Source organism: Polyangium sp. 6x1, assembly GCF_029946515.1.
In the GTDB taxonomy this organism is placed as follows: Bacteria; Myxococcota_A; Polyangia; order Polyangiales; family Polyangiaceae; genus Polyangium.
Genome location: NZ_JARZHH010000011.1, coordinates 58,167 through 77,409, shown reverse-complemented (window position 1 = coordinate 77,409; position 19,243 = coordinate 58,167). Strand labels below are relative to the sequence as shown.

The 19,243-nt window shown below is 69.7% G+C and carries 18 protein-coding genes and 2 tRNA genes; 13 read left to right on the top strand and 7 right to left on the bottom strand.

Features of this window, described 5'->3' with window-relative positions; genetic code table 11:
* Positions 1–6: 6 nt before the first annotated feature.
* From QHF85_RS13605 to QHF85_RS13590, 4 genes are all read left to right on the top strand, one after another.
* Positions 7–681 (top strand): NADH-quinone oxidoreductase subunit I, encoded by a 675-nt coding sequence (locus QHF85_RS13605; RefSeq protein WP_281327584.1) that lies wholly within the window; start codon positions 7–9, stop codon positions 679–681.
* Between the two features lie 110 nt (positions 682–791).
* Positions 792–2,240, top strand: a complete 1,449-nt coding sequence (gene gatB, locus QHF85_RS13600) for an Asp-tRNA(Asn)/Glu-tRNA(Gln) amidotransferase subunit GatB (RefSeq protein ID WP_281327583.1) — start codon at positions 792–794, stop codon at positions 2,238–2,240.
* On the top strand, positions 2,237–3,052 hold the full coding sequence (locus QHF85_RS13595) for a lysophospholipid acyltransferase family protein (protein WP_281327582.1): 816 nt from the start codon (positions 2,237–2,239) through the stop codon (positions 3,050–3,052). Before gatB ends, QHF85_RS13595 begins: the two co-directional genes overlap by 4 nt.
* A gap of 69 nt (positions 3,053–3,121) precedes the next feature.
* Positions 3,122–6,400, top strand: a complete 3,279-nt coding sequence (locus tag QHF85_RS13590) for a GAF domain-containing protein (protein WP_281327581.1) — start codon at positions 3,122–3,124, stop codon at positions 6,398–6,400.
* Positions 6,401–6,517: 117 nt separating this feature from the next.
* Here QHF85_RS13590 and QHF85_RS13585 read toward each other — a convergent pair whose 3' ends face one another.
* Positions 6,518–6,769 (bottom strand): hypothetical protein, encoded by a 252-nt coding sequence (locus QHF85_RS13585; RefSeq protein WP_281327580.1) that lies wholly within the window; start codon positions 6,767–6,769, stop codon positions 6,518–6,520.
* A 124-nt stretch (positions 6,770–6,893) separates the two neighbouring features.
* Here QHF85_RS13585 and QHF85_RS13580 point away from each other — a divergent pair, with 124 nt between their 5' ends.
* The 4 genes from QHF85_RS13580 to QHF85_RS13565 all read left to right on the top strand — a co-directional run bounded on the left by QHF85_RS13580 (position 6,894) and on the right by QHF85_RS13565 (position 10,159).
* Positions 6,894–7,502: a 2-hydroxychromene-2-carboxylate isomerase gene (locus QHF85_RS13580; protein WP_281327579.1), complete on the top strand. Its 609-nt coding sequence runs from the start codon at positions 6,894–6,896 to the stop codon at positions 7,500–7,502.
* Between the two features lie 62 nt (positions 7,503–7,564).
* Positions 7,565–7,903, top strand: a complete 339-nt coding sequence (locus tag QHF85_RS13575) for a hypothetical protein (RefSeq protein WP_281327578.1) — start codon at positions 7,565–7,567, stop codon at positions 7,901–7,903.
* Positions 7,904–8,012: 109 nt separating this feature from the next.
* Positions 8,013–9,122: a D-alanine--D-alanine ligase family protein gene (locus tag QHF85_RS13570; RefSeq protein WP_348652738.1), complete on the top strand. Its 1,110-nt coding sequence runs from the start codon at positions 8,013–8,015 to the stop codon at positions 9,120–9,122.
* A 2-nt stretch (positions 9,123–9,124) separates the two neighbouring features.
* The gene (locus QHF85_RS13565) at positions 9,125–10,159 is read left to right on the top strand and encodes a zinc-binding dehydrogenase (protein WP_281327576.1); all 1,035 of its coding nucleotides are present in this window, start codon (positions 9,125–9,127) and stop codon (positions 10,157–10,159) included.
* On the opposite strand, the gene QHF85_RS13560 is transcribed toward QHF85_RS13565, so the two are convergent.
* Together QHF85_RS13560 and QHF85_RS13555 are read right to left on the bottom strand one after the other, a co-directional pair.
* On the bottom strand, positions 10,156–11,112 hold the full coding sequence (locus tag QHF85_RS13560) for a hypothetical protein (protein ID WP_281327575.1): 957 nt from the start codon (positions 11,110–11,112) through the stop codon (positions 10,156–10,158). The two genes, QHF85_RS13565 and QHF85_RS13560, sit on opposite strands and share 4 nt — an antisense overlap.
* 216 nt (positions 11,113–11,328) lie before the next feature.
* On the bottom strand, positions 11,329–11,730 hold the full coding sequence (locus tag QHF85_RS13555) for a hypothetical protein (RefSeq protein WP_281327574.1): 402 nt from the start codon (positions 11,728–11,730) through the stop codon (positions 11,329–11,331).
* A 245-nt stretch (positions 11,731–11,975) separates the two neighbouring features.
* Here QHF85_RS13555 and QHF85_RS13550 point away from each other — a divergent pair, with 245 nt between their 5' ends.
* The 4 genes from QHF85_RS13550 to QHF85_RS13535 all read left to right on the top strand — a co-directional run bounded on the left by QHF85_RS13550 (position 11,976) and on the right by QHF85_RS13535 (position 16,469).
* Complete coding sequence (locus QHF85_RS13550) at positions 11,976–13,604, top strand: SulP family inorganic anion transporter (RefSeq protein WP_281327573.1); 1,629 nt, start codon at positions 11,976–11,978, stop codon at positions 13,602–13,604.
* Between the two features lie 253 nt (positions 13,605–13,857).
* Complete coding sequence (locus tag QHF85_RS13545; RefSeq protein ID WP_281327572.1) at positions 13,858–16,113, top strand: ATP-binding domain-containing protein; 2,256 nt, start codon at positions 13,858–13,860, stop codon at positions 16,111–16,113.
* A 132-nt stretch (positions 16,114–16,245) separates the two neighbouring features.
* Positions 16,246–16,322 (top strand) — tRNA-Met (locus QHF85_RS13540).
* Positions 16,323–16,392: 70 nt separating this feature from the next.
* Positions 16,393–16,469, top strand: a tRNA-Met gene (locus QHF85_RS13535).
* Between the two features lie 89 nt (positions 16,470–16,558).
* Here QHF85_RS13535 and QHF85_RS13530 read toward each other — a convergent pair.
* Both QHF85_RS13530 and QHF85_RS13525 read right to left on the bottom strand, forming a co-directional pair.
* Positions 16,559–17,434, bottom strand: coding sequence for an LD-carboxypeptidase (locus tag QHF85_RS13530; RefSeq protein ID WP_281327571.1), 876 nt, complete (start codon positions 17,432–17,434; stop codon positions 16,559–16,561).
* A gap of 14 nt (positions 17,435–17,448) precedes the next feature.
* Positions 17,449–17,898 (bottom strand): hypothetical protein, encoded by a 450-nt coding sequence (locus tag QHF85_RS13525; protein WP_281327570.1) that lies wholly within the window; start codon positions 17,896–17,898, stop codon positions 17,449–17,451.
* Positions 17,899–17,938: 40 nt separating this feature from the next.
* Here QHF85_RS13525 and QHF85_RS13520 point away from each other — a divergent pair, with 40 nt between their 5' ends.
* Complete coding sequence (locus QHF85_RS13520) at positions 17,939–18,166, top strand: hypothetical protein (protein WP_281327569.1); 228 nt, start codon at positions 17,939–17,941, stop codon at positions 18,164–18,166.
* Here QHF85_RS13520 and QHF85_RS13515 read toward each other — a convergent pair whose 3' ends face one another.
* Both QHF85_RS13515 and QHF85_RS13510 read right to left on the bottom strand, forming a co-directional pair.
* A complete protein-coding gene (locus QHF85_RS13515) occupies positions 18,167–18,568 on the bottom strand; it encodes a DUF4150 domain-containing protein (RefSeq protein ID WP_281327568.1) in 402 nt (133 codons plus the stop codon).
* A 10-nt stretch (positions 18,569–18,578) separates the two neighbouring features.
* On the bottom strand, positions 18,579–19,226 hold the full coding sequence (locus tag QHF85_RS13510; RefSeq protein WP_281327567.1) for a DUF3540 domain-containing protein: 648 nt from the start codon (positions 19,224–19,226) through the stop codon (positions 18,579–18,581).
* Positions 19,227–19,243 lie beyond the last annotated feature (17 nt).

Sequence of the window (19,243 nt, the reverse complement as noted above, 5' to 3'; positions counted from 1 at the left end):
CGAACGATGGCGAAGCGCACTCCGTCGAACCCGTGGACCAAGCCGGCCGGCGCGCCCATTCAGGGCAAGCCCATCCCGCGGCCGCGCCGCACGGCCGAGGTCCAGGCCTACCTGCCCGAGTTTCTCCGGGGCATGGCGATCACCATGCGTCACTTCTTCAAGAACACGAAGGAGATGATGCTCGGCCAGAAGCCCGACCCGGTGCTCGAGGCCCTCAACGAGGGCGTCACGACGATCTGCTACCCCGAGGAGAAGCGCCCCTACCCGGAGCGCTTCCGCGGGCTGCATCGCCTCACGCTTCGTGACGACGGCTCGCCGCGCTGCGTGGCGTGCCTGTGCTGCTCGACCGCTTGCCCCGCGCAGTGCATCCACATCGAGGCGGGCGAGTACGCCGAGGGCGACAAGCGGCGCGGCTACGAGCGTTTCCCGAAGACGTTCGTCATCGACGAGCTGCGCTGCATCTTCTGCGGGTTCTGCGTCGAGGCTTGCCCCTGCGACGCGATCCGCATGGACACCGGCATGCACGCGACGCCGTACGACTCGCGCGAGCAGTTCATCTACCGGAAGGACCTGCTCATGGAGTTCACCGGCCGGGACGGTTCGCGCAACTCCGCGAACCCGCGCCACGAGCCGGGCGATCCGACGCATCCCGGCCTGTCGCGCGAGCAGATGGATCACTGATCCGCGATTCGCTGACGGACAGAAACCCCCTCTTCCTCGCGGGAGAGGGGGTTTTTGCTTTCGGCGGGAAAACAGGGGCATTCGCGTCTCGGCTTGCCATACTCCGCCCGATGACCGCCTACGGTGCGTACGAGCCGGTGATCGGGCTCGAGGTGCACGCGCAGCTGCTCACGCAGACGAAGGCGTTTTGCGGCTGCGCCACGAGCTTCGGCGACCCGCCGAACACGCACACCTGCCCTGTCTGCCTCGGCCTGCCCGGCGCGCTGCCTGTGCTGAACGCCGAGGCCGTGGCCCTCGCGGTGCGCGCCTCGCTCGCGCTCGGCTGCTCGTTGCAGACGCGCAGCGTGTTTGCCCGGAAGAACTACTTTTATCCGGACTCGCCGAAGGGCTACCAGATCAGCCAGTACGACCTGCCGCTCGCGCTCTCGGGCGTGCTCGACGTCGAGGTCGAGGGCGCGCCGCGACGCGTGGGGATCCGTCGGATCCACATGGAGGAGGACGCGGGCAAGAACCTGCACGGCATTGGTGACGAGTCCGTCGTCGATCTGAACCGCGCGGGCACGCCGCTCATCGAGATCGTGAGCGAGCCCGATCTACGCTCCGGTCCGGAAGCAGCCGAGTATCTCCGGCGGCTCCGCGAGGTCCTGATGTTCACCGGCGTGAACGACGGGAACCTCGAACAGGGCAGCTTTCGCTGCGACGCGAACGTGTCGATCCGCAAGGTGGGCGAGACGCGGCTCGGCACGCGCGTCGAGCTCAAGAACATCAACTCGTTCAAGTTCGTGGCCGACGCGATCGACGTGGAGATCCGCCGACAGATCAACCTCGTCGAGCGAGGCGAGCGGGTCCGGCAGCAGACGCGCGGTTACAACGCGGAGAAGCGCGAGAGCTACCTCCTGCGCGACAAGGAGAGCGAGTCCGACTACCGCTACTTCCCCGAGCCGGACCTGCCGCCGCTCGTGCTGGAAGCCGCGTACGTCGAGTCGATCCAAGAGGCGCTGCCGGAGCTGCCCGTCGCGAAGCGCACGCGCTGGGCCCTCGAGCTCGGGCTCACGGCGTACGCGACGGGCGTGCTCGGCGGGCATCCCGCGATCGCGCGCTTCTTCGACGAGGCGCGCGTGCCCTATCCGGACGCGGTGAAGCTCGCGAACTTCGTGCAGAGCGAGGTCCTGCGCGACGTGACGACGACGGGGCTCTCGGCGAGCTTCCCCGTGACGCCCGCGCAGGTGGCCGAGATCCTGCGGCTCGTCGACGCCGGCACGATCAGCGGCAAGCAAGCGAAGGAGCTTTACGCGGCGGTCGCGGGTACGGACCGCGCGCCTGCGGACGTCGTGCGCGAGCGAGGCATGGCCGTGCTCGGCGACGCGTCGGCGATCGAGTCCATCGCGCGCGGCGTGATGGAGGCGAACCCGAAGCAGGTCGCCTCGTACCGCGCGGGCAAGACGGCGCTCCTCGGGTTTTTCGTCGGACAGATCATGAAGCAGACGAAGGGCAGCGCGGATCCGGCGATGGTGAACGCGGTGCTCGTGCGTCTCCTCGGCGAAGGGAGCGGGGCATGAGCGGGCAGTCCCTCGTGGAGAAGGGGCGATTCGTCGGGCGCACCGCGGCGTTCGTGGGCCTCACGTTCAGCATGTACGGGATGCTCGAGCTCGACACGGCGATCTCGCCTTCGTCCGAGCGACAAGCCGTGCTCCACGCGTGGATCCGTCGGTACGGCGAGGCCTTGCTCAAATTGTATGGGGTCAAAATGATCGCCCGCGGCCCGCAAGTGGAGCGCGGCGACATCTATCCCGGTCTCGGCGCCGGGGGGCGCGGGCGCGTGTTCGTGATGAACCACCGCTCCGGCCTCGACATCCCGATCTGCCTCGCCCACGTCGAGGCCACGATCCTGAGCCGCGCCGATCTCTCGGGCTGGCCCGTCATCGGCGTGGCTGCGCGGCGCGTGGGCACGCTCTTCGTGGATCGCACGAACAAGCAGAGCGGAGCGGCCGCCATCAACGCGATGACCGCCTCGATCGAGCGAGGCCGCGGCGTGCTCGTGTACCCCGAAGGCACGACGTACGAGGGCGACGAGGTGCGACCCTTCAAGCCCGGCGCTTTCCTCGCCGCGCAACGCACGGGGGCGGAGATCGTCCCGGTTGGCCTCGCCTACGCAGGCGCGGCGGCGTCGTTCGGCTCCGAGAGCTTCGCCGACCACATGGTCCGCGTGAGCGGCGCGCCGAGGACACGCGCGGCGATCGTCGTGGGGGAGCCGATCGTCGACGTCGGCGGCGATGTCGGCGAGCTGCGTGAGCGGGCGCGGGCCGAGGTCCAGTCGCTCGTCTACGCGGCGCGCCGTGCGCTCGACGTGGACGGAGAAGGCTCTTCCTGACAAGAGAGCAAGGGACCCGCACAGTGGCGAGCATGCACACCGATCGTTAGGCTGAGCGATCGGGGCACGATGGCGGGGGATGCATCGAAGACGGAGCGCGTCCGGGATCCGGCGCAGACCGGGGTGACGCACATCAACGACGCTCGGACGAGGCGCCGCGCCGCGTTCGTGGAGCGGGCGGGCGACGAGCTTCTGCGCGCGTCGACGCTCGAAGAGGTGCTCACGCGGGTCGTATGGCTCGCGGTGCCGGACCTCGCGGATTACTGCACGCTCGACCTCCTCGAGCGCGGCGAGCTGCGCCGCGTCGCCGTGGCGCACGTGGACATGCGCGACGAGCAACGACTCTGGGACGTGTGCAGCCCGGATGGCGACGCGGAGGCCCACGAACGCGCCGCGCGCCGGGCCCTCGAAGTGGGCGAGCCGCAGACACGGCGTGGATCCATGCGCGTCTCGACGGTCGATCCCGACGGCACGGCCACGCCCGCGCGGTCGCAAGAGACGCGTGTTCTTCGCGAGGTGGTCTACCCCTTGCGCGTCGCGACCCGCACGCTCGGCGTCCTCTCGGTCGGCGTGGGGCCGTTCCGCGAGGTGATGCCGCGCGAGGAGCGCGGGCTGATCGAGGCGCTCGTTCGCCTCGGCGCTTCGGCCATCGACACGGCGCTCGCGCGCTCGTCACGCGAGCGGACCCTCGAGGCGGCCGAGCGCGGGCTCTCGCAGATGAAGCGCCTCTCCGAGGTCACGGCGGCGCTCTCGCGTGCGGTCTCGCCGAACGAGGTCGCGCGGCGCGTGGTGGAGGACGGCGCGCGTGTGCTCGGGGCTCGGGCGTGTGTGATCGCGCGCCTCTCGCCTTGCGGCGCCGAGCTCGAGATCGTCCATGCCGCGGGGTTTCCCGAGGTGATCCCCGCGCACAGCCCGCGCATCTCCATGGCCACGGAGGCGCCCGTCGCCGAGGCCGTGCGCATCAAGCAGCCGCTCTGGCTCCGATCGCGCGTCGATCTGGCGGCACGTTATCCCGGCCTCCCGCTCGACGATCTCGTGCAGGGCAGCCACGCGTGGGCGGCGGTTCCGCTCTTCGTCGATGGTCAGGTCGTCGGCAGCCTCGCGCTCTCGTTCCAGGAGCCGCGCGCCTTCGACGACGACGAGCGCTGGCTCATCCTCTCGCTCGCCCAGCATTGCGCCGACGCCCTCGATCGCGCCTCGCTCTCCGCCGGCGCGGCCGAGGAGGCGGTTCACCTCTCGCACGAGATCTTGAAGCAGATGCCCGAGGCGATCCTCGTGACCGACCTCGGCGGCACGATCCTGCGCTGGATGGGCAAGGCCACGCAGATCTTTGGCTTCACGGAGACCGAGGCCGTCGGGCGCCCGGTCACGATCCTCGCGCACCCCGACACGGTCCAGCGCCTCGGCCCGCGCATCCTGCGTGGCATCCGCGATCAGGGCGCGTTCCTCGGTGAGCTCGTTTGTGTTCGAAAGGATGGCACGACGGTCCCGATCGAGACCACGGCCAAGCCCGTCTTCGACAAGGAGGGCCGCGCCCGTTTCCTCGTCGGCGTTTGTCGTGACATCAGCGAGCGCAAGCGCGCCGAGGAGGAGAGGACGCGCCTCATCCGCGAGCAGATCGCGCGCGCGGAGGCCGAGGACGCGGCCCGGCGCTCGTCGTTCCTCGCCGAGGCGAGCGCGCTGCTCTCCGCTTCGCTCGACTACGGGGCCACGCTCGAAAAGATCGTGCGGCTCGTCGTGCCCACGATGGCCACGTACGCGATGCTCGACGTCGCCTCCGAGGACGGCACGACGGTGACCGTCGCCGTGGCCCACGAGGATCCGACCCTGGAGCGCGACGTCCAGGATCTCCGCGGCGGCGCGCGCGACGGCTGGAGCGAAGGCCCCGTCGCGCGCGCGCTCGCCGCCCGCACCTCGGAGATGTTCACCGACCTCGGCGTCTCGTCCCTCGAGCGCATCGTGGGTTCGTCCGAGCAAGCCGCTCGCTTCGCCAAGCTGCGGGCGCGCTCGGCCATCGTCGTCCCGCTCAACGTGGGTGACACGTCCTCCGCCACGCTCTCGCTCTTCCGCGTCGGCGACCGGTATTCGAAGAAGGATCTACCGTTCGCCGAGGAGCTCGCGCATCGCGCCGCGATGGCCCTGGAGAACGCGCGCCTCTACCAGAACGCGCAGGAGGCCACGCGCATGCGGGACGAGTTCCTCGGCACCGTCTCGCACGAGCTGCGCACGCCGCTGAACGCGGTCCTCGGCTGGACGCGCATGCTCCGCACCGCGTCGTTGAACGGCACCTCGCAGGAGCGCGCCCTCGCTACGATCGAGCGCAACGCCATGCTGCAAGCCCGGCTCGTCGAGGACCTGCTCGATGCCTCGCGCATCGTCATGGGCAAGCTGCGCCTCGAGCTGCGCACGCTCGATCTCGTCGGCCCGATCAACGCGGCCATCGAGGCCGTTCGCCCTGCCGCGACGGCGAAGTCGGTCCGCCTCGAGAACAGCCTCGAGCGTGGCGCTTGTCTCGTCGAAGGTGATCCGAGCCGCGTGCAGCAGATCGTCTGGAACCTCCTGACGAACGCGATCAAGTTCACCCCGCACGGCGGCCGTGTCGAGCTCACGCTCGGTCGATCGGGCCAGCATGCGCGCATCACGGTCCGCGACACGGGCGAGGGCATCCGACCCGACTTCCTCCCGTACGTCTTTGATCGATTCCGTCAGGGCGACAGCACCACGACGCGCAAGCACGGTGGGCTCGGCCTCGGGCTCGCGATCGTGCGTCACCTCGTCGAGTTGCACGGCGGCGTGGTGCGCGCCGACAGCGCGGGCGAGGGCAAGGGCGCGGTCTTCTCGGTCCTCCTGCCGCTCAGCCCGAACCCGGATCTGCTCGCGAGCCTCGACCGCTACACGCCGCAGCCGGCGGGCCTCGAAGAGCTCCCCTCGCTCGAAGGCCTGCGCCTGCTCCTCGTCGACGACGAACAGGACAGCCGCGAGATGCTGGCCGCGATGCTCCAGCAGTGCGGCGCCGTCGTGCGGTGCGTGTCCTCGGCCGTTGCGGCCTTGTCGGCGCTCGACGAGTTCCGCCCCGACGTCCTCGTCTCCGACATTGGCATGCCGGGCGAGGACGGCTACGCGCTCATCCGGCAGATCCGCGCGCTCAAGCCTGCGCGCTGGGGCGCGCTCCCCGCGGTCGCGCTCACGGCGTACGCGAGCGCCGAGGACCGCGTGCGTGTCCTCGCGGCGGGCTTCCAGATGCACGTCCCGAAGCCCGTGGACGCGGCCGAGCTCGCTGCGACGGTGGCGAGTTTGTCCCCGCGCACCACGTCTCGCGACTCCGCTCCGCCGCCCGTGACGACGTGAGCGACGAGCCTCCGCGCGGGCGGGCCAAGAGGGCCCGCGCGGAGGCGTTTGCGTGACGATGCGAGGGGAAGTGCGGGGAGAGGGGCGGGGGTGGGTCGTCGTCCGGAAGGTCGCGGCTCAGAGCGCCTCGACGGACTTCAAGAGCTCGTTCACGAACTGCACGCGCGGGCGGATCAGCCTGTCGCGCGTCCCCTTCTGCCGGACCTTGATCATGCCGGTCTGGACGCCGAGGTCGCCGCCGAGGAGGTCGTCGTCGTCGAACGTGTAGCCGTAGTTCTCGGCCTTTTCCTTCTTCGGCTCGGCGAACGCCGCGCTCGTGAAGAGGGTCGCGCCGAGGGTCGTGAGCAGGATGATCGTGATCTTTCGCATCGTCGTGCCTCCGTTCGCTCCTTCCGACACGGCGCCCTCGGCGAGCTTTGGGCCCTGATCGCGGACGGAAGAATTTTCGGTTGAGCCCCGCGTGAAGCTCGGTCGAATCTCGCGATCCGAGCCCATGAAGCGTGTCGAGTTCTTCTTCGATTTTTCGAGCCCCTTCGCGTACCTCGCCTCCACGCAGATCGAGGCCCTCGCGGCGCAGAAGGGCGCCTCGCTCGTGTATCGGCCCTTCCTGCTCGGCGCGCTCTTCAAGGCGATCGGCACACCCAACGTGCCGCTCTTCGCCATGCCCGAGCCGAAGCGAAGGGTCGTGACGGCCGACCTGCATCACTGGGCCGATCACTGGGGCGTGCCGTTCCGCTTCGCCACGCGCTTCCCGATGAACACGGTCAAGCCCCTGCGGATGGTGCTCGCGGCGCCGGAGGAGCGTGTCCCCGCCCTCGTGAACGCCGTGTACCGCGCGTACTGGGCCCTCGATCGCGACATCTCGGCGGACGACGTCCTCGCCGACATCGCGACCTCCGTGGGGCTCGACGGCGCGGCGCTCGTCGCTGCGACGACGGACGAGCGGATGAAGCAGCGCCTCAAGGACGTTACCGAGCAGGCCGAGCGGATCGGAGTCTGCGGCGCGCCGAGCTTCCTCGTCGGCGACCTCTTGTTCTGGGGTCAGGACCGCCTGCTCTTCGTGGAGAAGGCGCTCGATGGTTGGCGCCCCAAGGAACCGTGAACGCCGCGGCCGCCCGGTGAAAACTCGAGCCTCGATCGCGGGAATCTTGTAGGATGGTGGCCATGCGTGCGCGGTTTTTGTCCTCGCTCCTGACCCTGGTCGCCGCTTCGGCGGGCCTCGTGGCCACGTCGAGCGTCGCACACGCAAACACGGAAGACGCGCCTTCGGCCGGCGAGCCGCGCGAGATCGGCGTGGGGATGTACCTCGTCGCCATGGAGGACGTGACCCTGCGTGACGCCGCGCTCAGCAAAGGCGCGCGCATCCACGTCACGCGCGTCGGCTTGCAGAAGGGCCGCGTGGCCACGCTCGACGTGGAGCTCGCCGATGGGCACGTGCTCAAGCGCGTCGCGCTCGACACGATCCGCAAGGCGTTCGTCGTCGCCGACGAGTCCAAGGAGTAGCCGAGCTCGGCCGCGGGGAGCCCGCTCGATCCAGCGTGGCTCGGGGCTCCTCGGCCGGATGTTTCACCGGGCCCGAGCACCCTGCTAGGGTGCGGCCTTCATGAGCGCCCTGCGCAAGCTCCGTGTCGCCGTGCTCTTCGGCGGTCGCTCTGCCGAGCACGAGATCTCCCTCCTTTCGGCCCGCAACGTCGTCGAGGCCCTCGATCGGGATCGCTTCGAGCCCGTCCTCGTCGGCATCGACAAGGCGGGCCGATGGCTCTTGCAGGAAGAAGCGCTCCTCCTCGGCGCCTCGCGGGATCCGCGCCTCGCGCGGCTCAACCAGTCGGCCCCAGATGTCGCGCTCCTCGCGCACCCAAGCCCGGCCGGCGAAGCGGCGCTCACGATCGGCGGCGCTTCGCAGGCGATCGACGTCGTTTTTCCGGTGCTGCACGGGCCCCTGGGCGAGGACGGCTCCGTGCAAGGCTTGCTCGAGCTCGCTGGCGTGCCGTACGTCGGCTCCGGCGTGCTCGGCTCGGCCGTGGGCATGGACAAGGACGTGATGAAGCGCCTGCTCGCGCAGGACGAGCTGCCCCTCGTCCCCTACGAGACCGTGCGTCGCCTCGCGTGGGAGCGTGAGCCGAGCGAGGTCCTCGCGCGCTGCGAGAGGCTCGCGCTCCCGCTCTTCGTGAAACCCGCGAACCTCGGTTCGTCCGTCGGCGTGACGAAGGTGAAGACGTACGAGGCGCTCGCCGACGCGATCTCCCTCGCGTTCGAGTACGACAGCAAGATCGTCGTGGAGCAGGGCGTCGAAGGGGCGCGCGAGATCGAGTGCGCGGTCCTCGGCGACGAGGAGCCCATCGTGAGCATCCCGGGCGAGATCGTCGTCGATCACCCGGACGGGTTTTACTCGTACGCGGCCAAGTACATCGACGAGCGCGGCGTCACCACGCGCGTCCCGGCGGACCTCACCGAGGCGGAGACGCGCGCCGTGCAGCTCCTCGCGCTGCGCACCTTCCGCGTGCTCGAAGCCTCCGGGCTCGCGCGGATCGACCTCTTCATGTCGAAGAGCGGCGAGGTGTACGTGAACGAGATCAACACGCTGCCCGGCTTCACCTCGATCTCGATGTACCCGAAGCTCTGGGAGGCGAGCGGCGTCCCGCCGCGCGAGCTCGTCGCGCGCCTCATCGACCTCGCGCTCGCGCGGGCGGAGCGACGCCGCAAGCTGAAGACGTCGACCTGATCATGCGCGCCGTCGTCCTTCACGAGATTGGCGGACCGGACAAACTCGTCCTCTCTCCGAACACCCCGGACCCCGTCCCCGCGGCCGACGAGGTCCTCGTCCGCGTCCGCGCCTCGTCCGTCTGCGGCCGGGATCTCATCGATCGTCGTGGCGGCTTCCCGCTCATGAAGCTGCCCACGATCCTCGGCCACGAGTTCGCGGGTGAGGTCGTGGCCGTGGGCGAGGACGCGGCGCGCGCCGAGTTTGTCCCGGGAGATCGCGTGGTCAACCTGCACCGGCCCGCCTGCGGCGAATGCCCTCGCTGCGTGGGCGGCGAGGAGCTGCTCTGCGAGCGTGCCTTCCAGAGCTTCGGCCACACCGTCGACGGCGCCTACGCCGAGCTCGTCGTCGCGTACCACCGCGCCCTCGTGAAGATCCCCGCCTCCGTCCCGTTCGAGGACGCCTCGACGCTCATGTGCACGGCGGGCGTCGCCTACCAGGCGCTCGCTTCTCGTGCGCGCCTCGCCGCGGGCGAGACCGTGGTCATCACGGGCGCGAGCGGCGGCGTCGGTACCGCGGCGATCCAGGTCGCGCGGCACCTCGGCGCACGCGTCGTCGCCGTGACCAGTAGCCCCGCGAAGGCCGCCGCCCTCGCCGATCTCGGCGCGAACGAGGTCCTCGTGAGCCCCGACGGCAGGTTCGAGGACGACGTCAAGGCGCGCCTCGGCGGCCCCGTCGACGTCGCGCTCGAGCTGACCGGCAGCGCCACGTTCGGCTCCGCCTTGAAGACGCTCCGCCGCGGCGGTCGCATGGTCGTCGTCGGCAACATCGACCAGGCGAAGGTCTCGCTCAAGCTCGGCGCCTTGATCCTTTGGAGTCATACGATCGCCGGGTCGGCCTCCTGCACGCGGCGGGACCTCGAACACGTGCTCGACCTCGCGGCCTCGGGCGCGCTCTGCGCCGTGATCGACCGAAAACTCCCGCTCCGGTACGCCGCCGAGGCGCACGCCCTCCTCGAAGCGCGCGCCGTCTTCGGCCGCGTCGTGCTCGTCCCCTAGGCCGGCTCGATCCGGACGCCGGGCGCGCAGAGCGTCGGTCTTCGCACGGTCGCAGGGCCGAGCGCGCGCAGGATCTCCCCGTGGCGCGCCTCGGGCGCCCACACGAGCACGTGCCCGCCTCCGCCCGCGCCGCACGCGCGGATCACCTCCACGCCGAGCCCCGCGAGCCGCGCGCCGAGCTCGGTCGCCAGCGCGCTCGCTTCCGGCGCGCGTCGCACCTTGGCCATCGCGCTCCGCCGCATCCCCGCGAGCGTGCGCCCGAGGGATCCCTCGCGCAGCGCCGCGGCCACCTCCGTCGCGGACTCCACGAGCTCCGCCACGTTCGCGAGCGCCGCCGCCGCGTCGACCTGCTCCAGCACCGCGCCCGAGACGCGACGCACGCGCGTGTCGACGAGCAAGAGCCCTGCTTCGAGCTCCGCCGCGAGCGCCCTCTCCGGCGTGATCCGCTCGATCCGCGTGCAGCCTGCCTCGCCGAACGCGAGGTCGAGCATCCCTCCGCACGCGGCAAACGTCGCGTCCTGCGCGCCGCACACGATCGAGAGCCCTTCGCGCTCCATCGTCGTCGCCTCGCGCGCGAGCTCTTCCTCGGCCGTCACCTCACCCACGCTCCACCGCAGCGCCGACAGCGCGGCCACCGCGGTCGACGCGCTCCCGCCGAGCCCTGCGCCCGGCGCCACGTCGGTGTCGATCCGCAGCTTCACGCCGTCCGTCACACCCGTCCGCGCGAGCGCCGCTTCGAGCAGACGGAACGCGAGCTCGTTCGACGGAGGTTCATGGCTTCGCCGCGTGGTCGTCTCGTCCGCCACGGGCACCTCGAACCGCACCCAGCCTCGATCGAAGGGCTCCACGAGCGCGCGCACGCGCAGGCCGATCGCGCTGCCCACGACGCGCCCGGGCATGCCCTCGACGAAGGGCGGCAGGTCGCTGCCGCCTCCGGCGAACGACACGCGCATCGGTGCGCTCGCGACGGCGTGCCTTTGCGGGCTACGCGCGGATCGGGCGGAGGGCATGGGGACGGCGCAGGTAGTCATGGCGTGCGCGCGGAGGTGTCGCCCCTCGGCGACCTGCGTCGGCTCGGACGTCCGCGCCGCGCGGTGCAGCACGGACCGCGCCAGCAGGCCTCGGGAACGCGTGCGCACCGGGGTGACACGGCGAGCCCTCGTGCTCGGCTAGTTCAGAACCTGCGGCGCAGACGGCTCGGCCGCCTTCGCGCGCTCTTTGGCCTCGTCGAGGATCCGATCGATCAGCCGGAGCCCTGCGAGCAGCACCTTGCCCTCCTCCTGCTCGCCGCCGTCTTGGGCAGCCGACGCGAACGCGCGGAGCGACAGCGCGTCCTTGCGGATCGTCGTGAGCTCCGCGGCGCGCGCGGCCGACGCGATCTGCTCGGCCAGATCGATCACCATGTTCGCGTCTCCGAACTCGAACCCCGTCTTCGCGGCGCGACTGAGCACGCTGGTGAGCTCGACCCGGTACGTCGCGAGCACGAGGAGGAAGAGCGCCTCCCGTTGCCGGAACGAGCGCAGGATCAAGTCGTGGAGGGGAAGCGCGTCATCCGGAAAGGAGCGTTCCATGCACGAAAACCCATAAGCCCAGTGCGCCCCGGTCTCAAGACCGCCGTGAACCGCGGGCGAACTGCGTACTTTGGGACACGGAACCGTCGCGATTCGCTCCTGGCCACGTTCTGTGCGATCCTTCGAGTTCGGATGATTTTGCTCGCGGCGGACCTCGGCGTTTGCAGGGGTTTGCCGCGTACGCTACCCCCCGACCGGTCCTACGGCGGCGGGGAAAACCAAGCCGGATACGGAGCAAGGAAGCGATGGCCAACGCCAACACGAGCGGCGTCGGGGTGACCCGGCCGAATTTGAGCCCGCTCGCGAACTTCAAGTACGACTTGCCCGCGGGCCTCGTCGTGTTTCTCGTGGCGCTGCCGCTGTGCCTCGGCGTCGCGCTCGCATCGAACGCCCCGCTCTTCGCGGGCCTCACGGCTGGCGTGATCGGCGGGCTTCTGATCCCGCTCCTCAGCCGCTCGCCCCTCAGCGTGTGCGGGCCTGCCGCGGGCCTCACCGCGATTGTCCTCGCGGGCATCGACAAGCTCGGCTCCTTCGAGAACTTCCTCGTCGCCGTGGTCCTCGGCGGCCTCTTGCAGGTCGGCCTCGGCCTCGCGCGCCTCGGCACGGCCGTCTACCTCATCCCCTCGTCGGTCATCAAAGGGATGCTCGCCGCGATCGGCCTGATCCTGATCCTGAAGCAGTTCCCGCACGCCGTCGGGTACGACCTCGATCAGGAGGGCTCCGAGCAGTTCGTGGTCTCCGAGGAGGAGAACACGTTCACGATGATCCTCCACGCGTTCGGCCGCCTCGAGCGTGGCGCGCTCGTCATCAGCGCGGTCTCCATGGGCATCCTCGTCCTCTGGGAGAAGTCCGAGAAATTGCGCAAGCTCTCGTGGCTCCCCGGCGCGCTCGTCGTCGTCGTCGTCGGCACCGGGCTGAACCTCCTGTTCCGCAAGGCCAACCTTCCGATCGCGCTCGAACAGACGCACCTCGTCACGCTCCCCGCCTTCGACGGCGTGAGCGGCGTGCTCGGTCAGCTCCGCGTGCCGACCTTCTCCGCGCTCTCGAACCCGCAGGTCTACGTCGTCGCGTTGACCATCGGCATCGTCGCGAGCCTCGAGACGCTGCTCAGCATCGAGGCCGTGGACAAACTCGACCCCTGGAAGCGCAACACCCCGCTCGACCGCGAGCTCGTCGCGCAGGGCATCGGCAACGCGACGAGCGGCCTGCTCGGTGGTTTGCCCGTGACGAGCGTGATCGTCCGCTCGAGCGCGAACATCAACGCCGGCGGACGGACGCGGGCGGCGACGGCTTTCCATGGCCTCTTCCTGCTTCTCGCCGTCCTCTTCGTCGGCCGGTTCCTCAACATGATCCCGCTCGCGTGCCTCGCGTCGATCCTGCTCATGACCGGCTACAAGCTGGCCAAGCCCGAGCTCTTCAAGAAGCTCTACAAGCTCGGCTGGGATCAGTTCATCCCGTTCGTCTTCACCATCTCCGCCATCCTCCTCACCGACCTCCTCCGCGGCATCCTCGCGGGCATCGTCGTCGGCGTCGCCTTCGTGCTCCGCAGCCACATGCGCGCGGCCTTCACGGTCGCGAAGGAAGGCAAGAAGCGCGTGATCACGTTCAAGAAGGACGTCTCCTTCCTCAACAAGGCGACGTTCATCGGCGTGCTGAAGCGCATCCCCGACGGCACGTCCGTCATCATCGACGGGACGCGCGCCGAGTTCATCGATCAGGACATCATCGAGGTGATCGAGGACTTCCAGCTCTCCGCGGCTCTCCGCGGCATCCACGTCGAGGTGCGTGACGTCCGCACGAAAGAGAACGCGCGGCGGCCCACGATGGCCTCGGTCTCCGAGCCGGGCCAGGCGCACGCCGAAGCGCGCACCTGAAGCGCCGCTCCTTCCGCCGCGCTCGGACGGCCGAACCGGGCCACCCGAGCGCGGACCTCTCCCCAGACAAACCTTGCGCGGCCCCGGAGGATGGGTCAAAACGCGCGGTCGCCTCGCGGCCGAAGCGACGCTTTTCGGAACATCCGCGAGCTCCGTCGTCCGTCCACCGGTCCTCCGGGCAGCGACGGATGGAAATGGAAATCGAGGGGCCAAGTCCCTCCCAACCCCGCTCCGCGCGCTACGTAAACCCACCGTGACCGCCAAGCAGACGACCGCGCAGCCGCTTCGTCCCGAGCCGAGCTCGGGCAACCCCCAGAACACGCCGCAGACGAACGGCGCGGACGAGCTCGCGATCGTTCACGAGGAGCAAGCCTTGCTCGATCGCGTGCGCTCGCACCTCGCGACGGTGAAGCCCACGCGCCCGCCGCCCACGGAGGACTACGAGTCGCAGATGATCTCGCTGCGTGATCAGATCGCGGCGAGCCGCCTCGAAGACGTCCCCGCGCTCGTGCAGCAGATGGAGCGCATCGCGGGCGTCGCCGCGCGCCGCGCCGAGGTCGTCACCGAGCCTGTCGACCCGCGCTCGCCCTACTTCGGCCACCTTCGCCTCCGCGAGCGCGGCAAGCAGGACCGCGACGTCCTCATCGGCCGCACCACGCACGTCGACGCCAAGGCCGGCGTGCGCATCGTCGATTGGCGCCACGCGCCCGTGAGCCAGCTCTATTACCGCTACGAGGAAGGCGCGGAGTACGAGGAGACCTTCGGCGACCGCGAGGTCGAGGGCAAGGTCCTCGCCCGGCGCACCATCACCATCGAGGATGGCGAGCTCTACCGCATCGCCGCGCCGCAGGGCGTCTTCGTGCGCGTCGAGGGCGGCTATCGCCGGCTCGACAGCCGCGCCGTCGTGCTCGCGGGCGGGCAGGGCAAGGCCGTTCGTCCCGAGGACATGCGCGGCTCGCTCGGCACGGGCGCGAGCTTCGCGGCGAAGGAGGATCGGCACCTGCCCGAGATCGCGGCGCTCCTCGATCCGCGCCAGTTCGAGCTCATCTCGCGACCCGACGCGGGCATCGTGGTCATCCAGGGCGGCGCGGGCAGCGGCAAGACGACCATCGGCGTCCACCGCATGGCCTTCCTCGCCTTCAACAACCGCTCGCGCTTCTCCGCCGACAAGATGCTCGTCATCGTCGGGAGCCCCGCGCTCCGGGCGTACATCAGCGAGGTCTTGCCTGCGCTCGGCATCGGCGAGGTCCAGGTCGAGACGTTCGCCGAGTGGGCCCGCGCCGCGCGCACGCGCGCCTTCCCGTGGCTCGAGGTGCCCGTCGAGGAGAACACGCCGAGCGCGGTCACGCGGTACAAGACGCACCCGGCGCTCCTGCGCCTGCTCGAAGAGCGCGCCGTCGCCTACGCGCAGGATCCCACGACCCGCAAGGACTCGCGCGGCATCCTCTGGTTCTGGGCCGATCTGCTCACGGACAAGGACAGCATCGAGAAGGCGTTCCTCGCGGCGAACGACCCCGAGTTCGGCATCATCAAGGCGCGCCAGGCGTGGCGCTGGTGCGCCGAGCGTTGCCCTGCGGTCCTCGATCGTGATCCCGGCGATCGCGCCGAGCGCAAGGCGGCGCTCGCGGACGAGCCCGTCGAGAACGAACACGACGAGGAGCGCCTCGGCGCCGACGACAGGCCCGTCGACGAGGACGAGCGCGCGCTGCTCGACCCCGAGGACGACGCGCTCCTGCTTCGCGCCTACCAGCTCATCAAGGGCGACCTCAAGAAGGGCAAACAGCCCTACGTCTTCGAGCACCTCTTCGTCGACGAGGCGCAGGACCTCCCGCCCGTGGATCTCGCCGTCCTTCTCGGCGTCGTCACCAAGCAGAAGTCGGTGACGCTCGCGGGGGACACGGCGCAGCGCCTCTTCATGGACTCGGGCTTCCGCGACTGGAGCCGCGTCCTCGACGATCTCGGCCTGTCCTCGGTCAACATCGAGCCTCTGCGCATCGCGTATCGCTCGACGCGCGAGGTCCTCGCGGTCGCGCGTGACATCCTCGGCCCGCTCGCCGATCCGACGCCGCCCGTCGCGCCGCGCACGGGTGCGCCTGTCGAGCACCATCATTTCCCGAGCCAGGGCGCGGCCGTCGCATTCCTCGCGGACTCGATCCGCCCGCTCTTCACGCGCGAGCCGCGCGCCACGCTGGCGATCCTCGCGCGCCACCCCGAGCAGGCGGACGCGTACTACGAGGCGCTCAAGATGGCCGAGATCCCGAGCTTGCGCCGCGTTCGTGCGTTCGACTTCCTCTTCCGGCCGGGTGTGGACGTCACCGAGATCCGGCAAGTGAAGGGCCTCGAGTACGACTATGTCGTGCTGGTCGACGTCAACGCCTCGACGTACCCGGCGGACGACGAGTCGCGGCACCTCCTGCACATCGGCGCGACGCGCGCGGCGCATCAGCTCTGGGTGATCTCGACGGCGAAGCCGAGCGCGCTCGTGCCGCCGTGGCTCCTCAATGCCTGAGGGGGACGCGTCAAATCGCGGAAAAACGGCCGTCCCGTGGGAAGCGTGATCGAACGGTCACGAGGGGCTTGACTCCTGCACGGACAGGAGTAGGTTCCGACCCGTCGTCGCCGCTTCGTTTGGCGAACAGGACGCGCGGTGGAGCAGCCTGGTAGCTCGTCGGGCTCATAACCCGAAGGTCGTAGGTTCAAATCCTACCCGCGCAACCAGCGGAGCGTGGGGACAGCCGTAGTCGCTGTCCTCCACGCTCGGTTGTTTTGTAGGGACAATCCAAATTGACGCGCGGTGGAGCAGCCTGGTAGCTCGTCGGGCTCATAACCCGAAGGTCGTAGGTTCAAATCCTGCCCGCGCAACCAAGACCGCACAGCGGTGAGCAAGGGGTCGACTCGAAATGGGTCGGCCCCTTTGCTTTTTGGGCGTCCGGGTCCGCGAGCCGACCCTCGCTTCAGGCCGATCGCGCCTGCGACAGCCCGCCCGGCCCGAGTGTCCCTTCCTCGCCGATGCGAAACGCCAGATTGCGTTTGTCATGGCCGAGCGTCAGCCGCGACCATACCGGCAGCCCGAGCGGCTCGAGCGCCTCGCGCAGCACGTCCGTGAGCTCGTAGCGGGCGCCCTCCGGCGGATCGCATTTCACGAAATCGCCGAGCGCGATCCCCACGGCCCCGTCGAGCGCCCCGCTCAGGCGGAGCTGCGTGATCAGCCGATCGACCCGGTAGGGCACCTCCGTCACCTCTTCCAGCACCACGATCGCCCCGCGCGCGTCGAGCGCCCACGGCGTCCCGGAGAGGCTCGCGAGCACGCACAGGTTTCCCCCGACGACCCGCCCGCGCACCTCTTCCTTCGGCCCCGCGAAATGCGTTGCCGCAATGGGCGCGACCTCCTCGCCTGCCAGCATCGCCCGGATTCGCTCGCGCGTCGCGTCGTCCACCTTCGTCGCGATCGTCTCCAGCATCGGCCCGTGCACGAGGTGGCCCCCGCGCGATCTCACGAGCGCCGCGAAGAGCGCCGTCGCGTCCGAGCAGCCGATCACCGGCCTCCCGTCGAGCCCCTCGCGCGGCAGGCTCGGCAGGCAATGCATGCACCCGTAGCCGCCTCGCGCGAGCCACACCGCGTCGATCCCCTCGGCCGAGAGCGCCCAGAGCAGATCCTGCGTCCGCACCTCGGCTGTGCCCGCGGTGAAATGGTGTTGCTTTTCGAGGTTCGGCGCGCGGACGACCTCGTAGCCCCAGCTCTCCACGAGTTTGACGCCTGCCGCGACGCCGGCGAGCTGCGGGATGCCTGCGGGGGCGACGACGGCGACGGTGGCATTTCGTTTCAGCATGGCGGATCTTTGTTTCAAACCGAATGGCACGCGAAGATGTGCTCGACGGCGTCGATCAGGATCTGCTCCACTTGCTCCGCCGAGATGTCCGACGGCGACGCGAATCGCACGATGTCGAGCGCCGGCGGCCGCACCACGAGATAGGCGAGCACCTCGGGGTCCGGCCTACGCATGATGACGACGAAGGCGATACGATCGCCCTCGTCGGTCGGCTTTTTCCCACCGATACCGAGCACGAGCTCGATGCTCGGCGTCTCCTTCGCCCCGTCGTCCACGACGACGGCTGCGTGCCCCGCGCCTCGCAGCTCGGCCGCGATGTCCTCGAGCACGGGCCGGAGGACCTTCTCGCGCACCTCGACGAAGGCCGCGTCGAACGCCTTCCGGTCGAGCGCGGCCTTCTCGCGCTGCCGCGAGGCATATCGACCCGTGATGGTCGCGAGGCGATTCTTGTTTTGCTCCTTCATCGATCTTCGCTCCTGGCGCGGGGCCTGATACCTTTGGCTCATGAAGAGCGGCTCGTGCCCCAAATGCAAGGCGACCGAGGTCTTTCGTAACCCGAGCGGCACGCGGATGTCGTTCAAGAGCGGCCGGTCCTACATGGAGTCGTCGTTCGACACGTACGTCTGCCTGGGCTGCGGCTACATGGAGATGTTCGTGAACCTCAAAGGCGAGGATCCCAATCGGGTCGAGGACATGCGCAAGACCTGGAAGAAAATCGCCCCCAAAGGCTAATCACGGCGCCAGCAGGATCACCTGCACCTGGCTCGGCGCCACGCGCATGCCGGGGCAATTCGTGTTGTTCTGGATCGACATGCTCGTCAGGCGCGTGGCCGGCACGCCGTTCAGAAGCACCGTGAAGGCCGCCGTGAGGTGCCGGCACGGCCCCATCACCGTCCCCGAGGCGACGCCCGTGGCGATGCCCGCGTTGTCGCCATTCGACAGCGGAATCGTCGTCGCCATCGTGTGCGCGGGCGTGCCCCCGAGCAGGACATTGTAGGCCGCCCCGACGCCCATCGGCCCCATTGCGATGTTGGGGTAGGGGATCGGCACGGGGGCCGGCGCGGGCGGCGCGGGCGTCAAGCAGACGTCCGGAAAACCGAAATTCTGTCCGCCCATTTGCGTATTCGCGAACATGGCGCCCTCCTCAACCCACGTGGATTTGCTCGCCGTTGACCTTCACGAGATCCTTCGCCGTGACGACGGTATGCTCGCCGCGGAAATGCGCCACCGTCTCGGCGGCATAATCGAGGTGGTGGGCTTTCACCTGATCCGTCTCCTCGACGACGCGGAAGCTGCGCTTGATGCGCTGGCTCAGCCGCTCCATCATTCCGTCGATTGATTTCGCCACGACCTTGACCCGCCCGAGCTCGGCGCCCACGGCGTCGCCCACGACCTCGAGCGCGCGGCTCGCGAGGCGCGTGCGCAAGGACGTCACCTCCACGGCGGCCGAGCTGATTTTGACCTCGCCCCCGCCCACGATATCGACGCCTTCATTGGCCGCGAGCGAGAGCCGCTCGGCCGCCCGCACCACCGTGCGCTCGGGCAGCGCCACCGTCGCGCGGCTCGTCGCCTCCTTGCGCTCCAGCACCGCGAGGACGAAGGCGTCGCCGCGGCTCTCGATGGCGCAGAGCACGCGATCGCCCACCTCGGGCACGAGCAGGCAGCTCGCCGCGCGCCGCGCGTGGATTCGCCCCGTGCTCGCCGCGAGCTCGAGCACCTCGCCGGCCGAAAGGACCTCGGCGAACTCCTGGTGCACCACCCGGACTTCCAGCTTTTTTGCCACGCTCTCCATCGGGTCCTCCGCTCGTC

Excerpts from the sequence above, each read along its gene's own strand:
- QHF85_RS13605 (WP_281327584.1), top strand. The coding sequence starts at position 7 with ATGGCGAAGCGCACTCCGTCGAACCCGTGGACCAAGCCGGCCGGCGCG.
- gatB (WP_281327583.1), top strand. The coding sequence starts at position 792 with ATGACCGCCTACGGTGCGTACGAGCCGGTGATCGGGCTCGAGGTGCAC.
- QHF85_RS13595 (WP_281327582.1), top strand. The coding sequence starts at position 2,237 with ATGAGCGGGCAGTCCCTCGTGGAGAAGGGGCGATTCGTCGGGCGCACC.
- QHF85_RS13590 (WP_281327581.1), top strand. The coding sequence starts at position 3,122 with ATGGCGGGGGATGCATCGAAGACGGAGCGCGTCCGGGATCCGGCGCAG.
- QHF85_RS13585 (WP_281327580.1), bottom strand. The coding sequence starts at position 6,769 with ATGCGAAAGATCACGATCATCCTGCTCACGACCCTCGGCGCGACCCTC.
- QHF85_RS13580 (WP_281327579.1), top strand. The coding sequence starts at position 6,894 with ATGAAGCGTGTCGAGTTCTTCTTCGATTTTTCGAGCCCCTTCGCGTAC.
- QHF85_RS13575 (WP_281327578.1), top strand. The coding sequence starts at position 7,565 with ATGCGTGCGCGGTTTTTGTCCTCGCTCCTGACCCTGGTCGCCGCTTCG.
- QHF85_RS13565 (WP_281327576.1), top strand. The coding sequence starts at position 9,125 with ATGCGCGCCGTCGTCCTTCACGAGATTGGCGGACCGGACAAACTCGTC.
- QHF85_RS13560 (WP_281327575.1), bottom strand. The coding sequence starts at position 11,112 with ATGCGCGTGTCGTTCGCCGGAGGCGGCAGCGACCTGCCGCCCTTCGTC.
- QHF85_RS13555 (WP_281327574.1), bottom strand. The coding sequence starts at position 11,730 with ATGGAACGCTCCTTTCCGGATGACGCGCTTCCCCTCCACGACTTGATC.
- QHF85_RS13550 (WP_281327573.1), top strand. The coding sequence starts at position 11,976 with ATGGCCAACGCCAACACGAGCGGCGTCGGGGTGACCCGGCCGAATTTG.
- QHF85_RS13530 (WP_281327571.1), bottom strand. The coding sequence starts at position 17,434 with ATGCTGAAACGAAATGCCACCGTCGCCGTCGTCGCCCCCGCAGGCATC.
- QHF85_RS13525 (WP_281327570.1), bottom strand. The coding sequence starts at position 17,898 with ATGAAGGAGCAAAACAAGAATCGCCTCGCGACCATCACGGGTCGATAT.
- QHF85_RS13520 (WP_281327569.1), top strand. The coding sequence starts at position 17,939 with ATGAAGAGCGGCTCGTGCCCCAAATGCAAGGCGACCGAGGTCTTTCGT.
- QHF85_RS13515 (WP_281327568.1), bottom strand. The coding sequence starts at position 18,568 with ATGTTCGCGAATACGCAAATGGGCGGACAGAATTTCGGTTTTCCGGAC.
- QHF85_RS13510 (WP_281327567.1), bottom strand. The coding sequence starts at position 19,226 with ATGGAGAGCGTGGCAAAAAAGCTGGAAGTCCGGGTGGTGCACCAGGAG.